Origin of the sequence: Streptomyces sp. NPDC048331 (assembly GCF_043201215.1) — a bacterium.
Lineage (GTDB): Bacteria > Actinomycetota > Actinomycetes > Streptomycetales > Streptomycetaceae > Streptomyces.
The window spans coordinates 208,423-216,887 of sequence record NZ_JBICYT010000013.1; the positions used below are offsets into that span (position 1 = coordinate 208,423).

Annotated in this window: 9 protein-coding genes and 1 rRNA gene; 1 reads left to right on the plus strand and 9 read right to left on the minus strand. The window is 70.8% G+C overall.

Features of this window, described 5'->3' with window-relative positions; genetic code table 11:
* Positions 1 to 6: 6 nt before the first annotated feature.
* Positions 7 to 1,212 carry a DUF5667 domain-containing protein gene (locus tag ACGFYY_RS20875; RefSeq protein ID WP_393711179.1) on the plus strand — a complete coding sequence of 402 codons (1,206 nt, stop codon included), beginning with the start codon at positions 7 to 9 and terminating at the stop codon, positions 1,210 to 1,212.
* Positions 1,213 to 1,324: 112 nt separating this feature from the next.
* Here ACGFYY_RS20875 and ACGFYY_RS20880 read toward each other — a convergent pair whose 3' ends face one another.
* The 9 genes from ACGFYY_RS20880 to rrf form a co-directional block, all read right to left on the minus strand.
* Positions 1,325 to 2,305, minus strand: a complete 981-nt coding sequence (locus ACGFYY_RS20880) for a lysophospholipid acyltransferase family protein (protein ID WP_365279753.1) — start codon at positions 2,303 to 2,305, stop codon at positions 1,325 to 1,327.
* A complete protein-coding gene (locus ACGFYY_RS20885; protein ID WP_393711181.1) occupies positions 2,305 to 3,390 on the minus strand; it encodes an NAD-dependent epimerase/dehydratase family protein in 1,086 nt (361 codons plus the stop codon). The genes ACGFYY_RS20880 and ACGFYY_RS20885 overlap by 1 nt, the downstream gene beginning before the upstream one ends.
* Before the next feature lie 95 nt (positions 3,391 to 3,485).
* Positions 3,486 to 3,584, minus strand: coding sequence for a 30S ribosomal protein bS22 (locus tag ACGFYY_RS20890; RefSeq protein ID WP_003948845.1), 99 nt, complete (start codon positions 3,582 to 3,584; stop codon positions 3,486 to 3,488).
* 142 nt (positions 3,585 to 3,726) lie between these two features.
* Positions 3,727 to 3,936, minus strand: coding sequence for a helix-turn-helix domain-containing protein (locus ACGFYY_RS20895; protein WP_008738568.1), 210 nt, complete (start codon positions 3,934 to 3,936; stop codon positions 3,727 to 3,729).
* A 114-nt stretch (positions 3,937 to 4,050) separates the two neighbouring features.
* Positions 4,051 to 4,881, minus strand: coding sequence for a phosphatase (locus ACGFYY_RS20900; RefSeq protein ID WP_365279759.1), 831 nt, complete (start codon positions 4,879 to 4,881; stop codon positions 4,051 to 4,053).
* Between the two features lie 95 nt (positions 4,882 to 4,976).
* Positions 4,977 to 6,146 carry an acetoin utilization protein AcuC gene (locus ACGFYY_RS20905; protein WP_365279762.1) on the minus strand — a complete coding sequence of 390 codons (1,170 nt, stop codon included), beginning with the start codon at positions 6,144 to 6,146 and terminating at the stop codon, positions 4,977 to 4,979.
* On the minus strand, positions 6,097 to 7,314 hold the full coding sequence (locus ACGFYY_RS20910) for an MFS transporter (protein WP_393711184.1): 1,218 nt from the start codon (positions 7,312 to 7,314) through the stop codon (positions 6,097 to 6,099). Before ACGFYY_RS20910 ends, ACGFYY_RS20905 begins: the two co-directional genes overlap by 50 nt.
* Positions 7,315 to 7,357: 43 nt before the next feature.
* A complete protein-coding gene (locus ACGFYY_RS20915) occupies positions 7,358 to 8,023 on the minus strand; it encodes an HAD family hydrolase (RefSeq protein WP_393711186.1) in 666 nt (221 codons plus the stop codon).
* 183 nt (positions 8,024 to 8,206) lie between these two features.
* Positions 8,207 to 8,323, minus strand: a 5S ribosomal RNA gene (gene rrf, locus ACGFYY_RS20920).
* Positions 8,324 to 8,465 lie beyond the last annotated feature (142 nt).

Below are 8,465 nucleotides of genomic sequence, written 5' to 3' on the forward strand. Positions count from 1 at the left end.
CCGCCAGTGATCGCGAACGTGACCCCGCACCGGCGGGCGAACGCCTTCGCCCAGGCCCTGGAGGATCGGACCCTGTCCGATCTTCCGGATCCGGACTCGGCGGCCGAGCAGTCCGAGGCACCTGCCGAACCTGCCGACCACGACCGGCTGTTGGCCCTGGCGAGCGTGCTCGGCGAAAGAATGCCGCGCCCAGCGCTGGACCCCGAGGTCAAAGTGGTGCAACGAGCCCAGCTCGTTGCCGCCATGGAGGCCATGGTGCTGGAGGAGAGGGCCGGGGGCGGTGCCGCCTCGGACCCTCTGGTGCCCGAACAGCGGACCGGCCGCGGCGCCCACCGGGCGACCTCGCTCCGGAAATTGCGGCCACGCTCCCGCTGGTCCAAGGGCATCGCAGCGGGTGGCCTCACCGTGGGTGTGGCCGCCGGGGCCTTCAGCGGAGTGGCCGCTGCCAGCACCGACGCCCTGCCCGGTGACCACCTCTACCCCGTGAAGCGGGGCATGGAGGACCTGAAGCTGGGGATGGCCGACGACGACGCGGACCGGGGCGAGCTCTATCTCGACCAGGCCTCGAACCGTCTGTCGGAAGCCCGTCGGCTGATGGAACGAGGCCGGCTGGGCGACCTGGACCACGAGTCCCTGGGCGCGATCCGTCGGGCCCTGGCCGGGGTGAAGCACGACGCGGAGGAAGGCCACCGCCTCCTCCAGGCCGCGTACGAACGGGACGGCTCGCTCGGCCCGATCCAGAAGCTGTCGTCGTTCTCCCGCTCCCACCGCGACGCGTGGGGCAAGCTCCGCGGGAAGCTCCCGGCACAGCTCACGGACGTGGGCGGTGAGGTGGAGTCGGTCTTCCAGGCCATAGACGAAGACGTGGCGCCGCTGCAGAGCCTGCTCCCCAAGGCACCGGAGCAGAGCCGCGGCACCGGAGGCACCCCCGGGCCGGCCGCCAAGCCGGGCACCCCCAGCGGCGCCCACCAGTCCGCCCCGGCTGCCGGCACGCCGTCCGGCAGCCCCGCGGCGCCGTCCCCCTCGGGGAGCTCCCGGCCCCCCGCGGGCGGCCTCCTCGGCGGTACGGGCGACCTGCTCAACCCGCCTGCGGGACAGTCGGCCCCGCCGCCCTCGGGCACGCCGGAGAACCCGAAGCCGGACATCACCATCCCGCCCCTGCTCCCGGGGCTCCTTCCGGGCCTGGGTCTGGGTGCGGAGGACGCCGAGTAACAGGAAAGGGGCGGGGCCGCTTCGGCGGCCCCGCCCCTTCCTTCGCTCTTCGGCTGGTTCACCGACAGCCCGTGAACACGTCAGCGCGTGAACACGTCAGCACGTCAGCGCGTCAGAAGAACACGGACCGCCGCTGCACCAGCAGCTTGTAGAGCGTGTGCTGGATCTGCTCCCGCACCTGGTCCGTGAGGTTGAACATCAGCATCGGGTCCTCCGCCGCCTCCGCGGCGTACCCGTCCGTCGGGATGGGCTCCCCGAACTGGATCGTCCACTTCGTCGGCAACGGCACCGCGCCCAGCGGCCCCAGCCACGGGAACGTCGGCGTGATCGGGAAGTACGGGACCCCCAGCAGTCGTGCCAACGTCTTGGCGTTGCCGACCATGGGGTAGATCTCCTCCGCCCCCACGATCGAGCACGGCACGATCGGCGTCCCCGCCCGCAGCGCCGTCGACACGAACCCGCCGCGCCCGAACCGCTGGAGCTTGTACCGGTCTCCGAACGGCTTCCCTATCCCCTTGAAGCCCTCCGGCATCACCCCGACCAGTTCCCCGGCCTCCAGCAGCCGTTGCGCGTCCTCCGCGCACGCCAGGGTGTGCCCCGCCTTGCGGGCCAGCTCGTTGACCACCGGCAGCTGGAACACCAGGTCCGCCGCCAGCAGCCGCAGGTGCCGCTCCGCCGGGTGGCGGTCGTGCACGGCGACCTGGAGCATAAGGCCGTCGAGCGGCAGCGTCCCGGAGTGGTTCGCCACGATCAGCGCGCCGCCCTCCGCCGGGATGTTCTCGATGCCCTTGACCTCGACCCGGAAGTACTTGTCGTACAGCGGCCGCATCAGGGACATCAGGACCTGGTCCGTCAGTTCCTTGTCGTAGCCGAAGTCGTCGACCTCGTAGTCCCCGGTGATCCGCCGCCGTAGGAACGCCAGCCCGCCGGCGAGCCGCCGGTCCCAGCTGTCGCCGGGCGCCGCGGACGGCGCCGGCTCGGCGGCGGCGGTCTCCTCCACCACCGGATCAGCGGCAGGCACCGCCCGCACCCGGCGGGGGATCCGCCGCCGGGGCCGGTCCTCGTCGAACGGAATGACCTTGGCGTCCGCCACTATCGCTTCGCTCCTTCAGCCGCGTAGGCGTCGTCCTCGAGCCCGTCGAGCCCGTCTGCGTCCAGCATGGCCGCCACCCGGTCCACGACCCGCCCGACCCGCTCCGGGGGCAGCAGCCCGCTCCCCCGGCTCCGCGCGAAGTCCGCGAACGTCTCGGCGGTCGTGTAGAGCGGCTCGAAGCCGAGGACCTCGCGCATCTGCGTGGTCTCCACGACCCGGCCGTGGGTGAGCAGCCTCATCTGCTCCGGCGAGAAGTCACTGGCCCCGACCGCGCGCAGCGCCGCGCCCACCCAGTTCAACGCGGGCAGCAACAACGGCACCGTGGGCCGCCCGAGGCGCCGTGAGCACTGGGACAGCAGCAGCACACCGTCACCGGCGATGTTGAACGTCCCACTGTTCAGGGTCCCGCGCCGGGGCTCCCGCGCCGCCAGCCGCAGTACTTCGAGGACATCGTCCTCGTGCACGAACTGCAGCCGCGGGTCGTACCCCAGCACCGTCGGCATCACCGGGATCGAGAAGTACTCGGCGAGCGCCGAATCCGCGAAGGGCCCCAGGATGTTCGCGAACCGCAGGACGCACACCGCGACGTCCGGCCGTCTGCGCGCGAAGCCCCGTACGTAGCCCTCGACCTCGGCGGCGTCCTTGGCGAAGCCGCCAGCCGGCAGGGATTTCGGCTCCGTGGTCTCGGTGAAGACGGCCGGATCCCGGGGGGTTCCCCCGTAGACGCTGGTACTGGACTTCACCACGAGCCGCCGTACCGTCGGCGACTTCTGGCAGGCACCGAGGAGCTGCATGGTGCCGATGACGTTCGTTTCCTTGACGGTGCTGTGCGCACCGCCCGTTCCCGCACTGCCTCCGGTGACCGCGAGATGGACCACCGTGTCCACGGCGTGCTCGGCCAGCACTCTGGCGATCGCCGACTGTCTGATGTCCGTACGGACGAACTCCGCCGATCCGAGCCGGTGCGGCGGTGTCGTCGCGTCCACCGCGATCACCCGCTCGACGTCCGGGTCACGCTGGATACGGCGCACGAAGCGGCCGCCCAACTGCCGGGCAGCCCCGGTGACGAGTACGACCTTCCCCACGAGCTCAGCGCCTCCCTCGAAGAAGTCCCCCGGCTGCACCGCAGCCCCTCCACCAGGATGGTGGAGGGGCTGCGGTAAACACGTACAGCTGCCGTTTACTTCTTGTTACGGCGCTGGACGCGGGTGCGCTTGAGCAGCTTGCGGTGCTTCTTCTTAGCCATCCGCTTGCGCCGCTTCTTGATAACAGAGCCCACGACTACCCTCGCTCACTTCTCTTCACTGGTGCGGGGCGTCTGGGCCCACACGACCTACGTCGGCCTAGCCTACCCGCCCGAGCTCTGAGCTTGTAATCCGAGCGCTTCCGCGTCGTAGCCAGGGGCATCCCGAGCCTCAGTCTCAGGCCGACTCCACCCCCACATAGGACTCTCGGAGGTACTCGTGGACCGCGTTCTCGGGGACCCGGAAGGACCGGCCCACCCGGATTGCGGGCAGATGACCGTTGTGCACCAGCCGGTACACGGTCATCTTCGACACTCGCATCACCGAGGCGACCTCCGCCACGGTCAGGAACTGAACCTCACTGAGAGGCCTCTCGCCAGCAGCCATGACACACCTTGACCTTCCGCGCATGACGGGCACCGGCTTCCCCTCCGGTTACTCCTCGTCGTCGCACGCTCACTCCCCAGAGTAGGGGCGCGTGATACGAGTGGGGAAGAGGAGCTACGGCCACTCCTGCCGCCCCGTCAGACTCGCGCGGCCGAGCACGTACCGCGTGAGCGGTCGGTAGTAGTCCGCTCGCACCGCGTCATCGAGCGGAACGGCCACCGAGACCCGCCCCTCGGCTTCCCCGACGAACAGCGCGGGATCATCCGTATCCGCCAACCCGATGGCCTCCACACCGAGCTGACCTGCACCGCAGACCCACCCGTGGTCCCCCACCACCAACTCCGGCAGCGGCCCGCCGGCCTCCGCGAGGGCCCCCAGGGCCATCCGAACCGGCAGCGGAGAATGGGTGTGCACGCCGGTCGCACTCCCCGGCACCCGCACGCCGGGTTCCCGCACCAGTGCGACCCCCCGTACGTATTCGATGCTGTGCGTGCGTACGCCGAACCGGGTCGCCATGTCGACACTCACCCCCTGCGCGGGGGTGAGGACAACACATCCCGCCGCCGACAACGCCTCCGCCAAAGCGGCGTAGAAGCCCAGGAGCCGATGCGGATGGCCCGTCCCGAACAGCACGGGCGACCGCGCCCGCGCCGCCTCGCACAGCCGCCCCGCGAAGGCCTCCAGCGCGGCCACGGTCCGCTCCGGATCGATCACGTCCGGCCCGCTGACGTGCGCCGGGTCCGCCGAGACCCCGCACTTGTCCGCCATCAGCCTCAGCAGATCACCCTCGCCCCACGCCCGCTCCGGATCCAGCCCCAGCATCACCCGCGGATCCCGTGCCGCGAACAGCCGGTAACTGCGCAGGCTCTCCTCCCGGGAGGTGGCGACGGGCCCGGCCAACCGGGCGGCCAGCAGATGCGCACGCAGCGCGCCGGTGCTCAACACCCTCCGATGCTGCCCCAACGCATCTGGTGGGTCATCAATTCCGGCGAACAGCCCCACAGTTGGCGTAACGATGCGGCAGTGCGCCGTCCGGGCGGTCAGGTCAGCATGCCGCGCAGCGGGAACACCGCCCGACGCGTGGCCAGAACAGCCTGATCCGTCCGGTCGGCCGGGTCGTAGCCCGCGTCCCAATCCGGCCACGACGGGGTCCGCCCGTCCGTCATCCGGGCCGGCGCCGGCTGCCGCGTCCGCGCGTACACCTCGTCCCGCCACGAGGCGGGCACCGCCGCCTCGGGATCCACCGGCCGGTGCGCGGCGATCCCCACCAGGTGCGTCCACGACCGCGGGACGACGTCCACCACCGCGTAGCCGCCCCCGCCGAGCGCCAGCCACCGCCCGTCCGCGTACTCGTGCGCGAGCCGGTGGCAGGCCTCCTGGACGGCCCGCTGGGCGTCCAGCGAGACCGCCAGGTGTGCCAGCGGGTCCTCGAAGTGCGTATCGGCCCCGTGCTGGGTCACCAGCACCTGCGGCCTGAAGTCCGCCAGGAGCTCCGGCACGACGGCGTGGAAGGCCCGCAGCCAGCCTTCGTCCCCCGTCCCGGCGGGCAGCGCGATGTTCACCGCCGAGCCTTCCGCCTCCGGGCCCCCGGTCTCCTCGGGCCAGCCGGTCTGCGGGAACAGCGTCCGCGGGTGCTCGTGCATCGAGATGGTCAGCACCCGCGGATCGTCCCAGAAGGCCGCCTGCACGCCGTCCCCGTGGTGCACGTCCACATCCACGTACGCGACCCGCTCGGCGCCCAGCTCCAGCAGCCGGGCGACGGCCAGCGAAGCGTCGTTGTAGACGCAGAAGCCGGCCGCGCCGCCCGGCATGGCGTGGTGCAGCCCGCCGGCGAAGTTCACGGCGTGCTCGACCTCACCGTTCCAGAGCGCCTCCGCACCCGCCACGGACTGCCCGGCGATCAGTGCGGACGCCTCGTGCATGCCGTGGAAGGCCGGATCGTCCATGGTCCCCAGCCCGTACGAACCGTCCGCGACGCCCGGGTCCTCGGACACCTCGCGCACCGCGGCGACATAGTCCTCCCGATGGACCAGCCGCAGCGTCGAGTCCCCGGCCGCGGGAGCCGCCCGCACCTCCATCGCCCGGTCCAGCCCGAAGGCACGCACCAGGCCCATGGTCAGCGCCAGGCGCACCGGGTCCATCGGATGGCTCGGTCCGAAGTCATACCTCGTGACCGCCTCGTCCCACATCAACAACCCGCGCCCGCTCATGCCGGACACCGTATCCGGCGCCCTCGGAGCCGAACGAGCGGGCTTGGAGGAGTGTCACCAGGACCAGCGCCATCGGCACCAGCATCGCGCCCCGATAGCTCCACGCGTCGCCCACCGCCCCGACGAGCGGGGACCCGATCAGGAAGCCGACGTAGTTGAAGATGTTGAGCCGCGCGACGGCCGTGTCCGACGCCCCCGGGAAGAGCCTCCCCGCGGCCGCGAAGGTCTGCGGCACGATCACGCACAGCCCGATCCCCAGCATCGTGAAGCCGACCATCCCCACCCAGGCCCCCGACGCCGAGGCCACCACGGCGAACCCGCCGGCCGCCACCAGCGTCCCGGCCCGCACCACGGCCGCCGCCCCGAAGCGCCGTACGCCCAGGTCCCCGACGGCCCGCCCCACGAGGGTGGTCACCATGTACACGTTGTAGGGGACGGTCGCCATCTGCTCCGAGCTCCCGAGCACGTCCTGGAGGTACTTGGCACTCCAGTTCGCCACCGTCGAGTCCCCGATGTACGCGCACGCCATCACCAGGCAGAGCGGCAGCAGCAGCTTGAACCCGCCGGCCCCCAGCCCCTTCCCGACGGCCTCGTCCTGCCCCGCCGGCCCGTCGACGTAGTGCCTGCTCCCCAGGAAGGCCGCCGGCAGCAGCACGACCACGGCCGGGAGGTAGCCGGCGAAGAGGTTCAGCTCCCAGTGCGCCCCCACCCACGCGGCCGAGGCCCCCAGGATCCCGCCGAGGCTGTACGCGGCGTGGAAGCCGAGCATGATGCTCCGCCCGTAAGCCCGTTGCAGGCTGACCCCGAGCATGTTCATCGAGGCGTCGAGCGCGCCCACCGACAACCCGAACGCCCCCAGCGCCACCGCCACGTGCCACATCCGACCGCCGGCCCCGACGCCGAGCAGGGACAGCAGCACCAGCGGCTGCGCCCACCGCAGTACGACGCTGGGCGCCACCCGTTTCACCAGGTGCTCGGTGGCCACGCTCGACGCGCCCGCGAGGATCGGCACGGCCGCGAGGAACGCGGGCAGCAGGCCGTCTGATATCCCGTACCGGTCCTGGATGGCCGGGATCCGTGTCACAAGCAGCGCGAAGGCGACGCCTTGCACGAAGAAGCTGAACCCCAGAGCGCCGCGGCCACGCCGCAGCCGCACATCATCCGTCATGGCGGGTCAGCGTAGGCCCACGGGCTACCCGTGGGTAGAGAGATCACATACCCAGTCCTGCTTCCAGCCCGAGCAGTCCGGTGAGCTGCTTCATGTCACCGAAGTGGCCGGTGGCTCCGGGGAGCCGGTCGGCGGGCAGCATCGCGGTGAACCCGTACACGTCCATGCCCGCGGCGCGGGCGGCCTGGATCCCGAGCGGACTGTCCTCCACGACCACGCACCGGGCAGGCTCCACGCCCATCCGCCGCGCCGCGTGCAGGTACAGATCGGGAGCGGGCTTCCCCTGCCCCACGTCCTGCGCGCTGAAGATCCACTCCTCCTCGAACCACCCGTCGAGCCCGGCGACCCGATGCCCGACCCTGATCCGCTCGTGACTCCCGGAGGAGGCCAGGCAGTACCCGATGCCTTGCGCGGTCAGCGCCCCCAGCACCTCCTCCACGCCGGGGACGGGCTTCAGCTCCTGCTCGAAGGCGGCGACGGTCCGCGCGTGCAGGGTCTCGTCGAAGTCGGCCGGCAGCTGCTGCCCGGTCCGTTCGAGGACGAGGTCGTGCACCCGGTGCACGGCGGATCCCATGTAGTCGCGGACCGACTCCTCGTAGGTGGTCGGGTGCCCCAGCTCGGTCAGGTACCCGGCGAGGGTGCTGTTGGCGAGCGGCTCGCTGTCCACCAGCACGCCGTCGTTGTCGAAGATGACGAGGTCGTAGCCCATACCCCCACAGTACGAACTAAAGGGACGTAGGGCCCGTCTCGCCGGGCCGCCGACGACGCGTCACCGGACTGCTGCGGCCATTCGGACGACAGAGGGCGGACGACAGACGTGGGGCCGGCCCGATCGGCCCGTGAACGCAGAAAAGCCCCGCACCATAAGGTGCGGGGCTTTCCCACAATGATTGTTCGGCGGCGTCCTACTCTCCCACAGGGTCCCCCCTGCAGTACCATCGGCGCTGAAAGGCTTAGCTTCCGGGTTCGGAATGTAACCGGGCGTTTCCCTAACGCTATGACCACCGAAACACTATGAAATTTGAACATGCTGGTGTTGACACAGCTGTTCGTTATTTCAGAACTAACACAGTGGACGCGAGCAACTGAGGACAAGCCCTCGGCCTATTAGTACCAGTCAGCTTCACCCGTTACCGGGCTTCCACATCTGG

What these genes read in the sequence shown, in the direction of transcription:
- ACGFYY_RS20895 (WP_008738568.1), bottom strand. Translation starts at nt 3,936, where the DNA reads ATGGCTGCTGGCGAGAGGCCTCTCAGTGAGGTTCAGTTCCTGACCGTG.
- ACGFYY_RS20905 (WP_365279762.1), bottom strand. Translation starts at nt 6,146, where the DNA reads ATGAGCGGGCGCGGGTTGTTGATGTGGGACGAGGCGGTCACGAGGTAT.
- ACGFYY_RS20910 (WP_393711184.1), bottom strand. Translation starts at nt 7,314, where the DNA reads ATGACGGATGATGTGCGGCTGCGGCGTGGCCGCGGCGCTCTGGGGTTC.
- ACGFYY_RS20915 (WP_393711186.1), bottom strand. Translation starts at nt 8,023, where the DNA reads ATGGGCTACGACCTCGTCATCTTCGACAACGACGGCGTGCTGGTGGAC.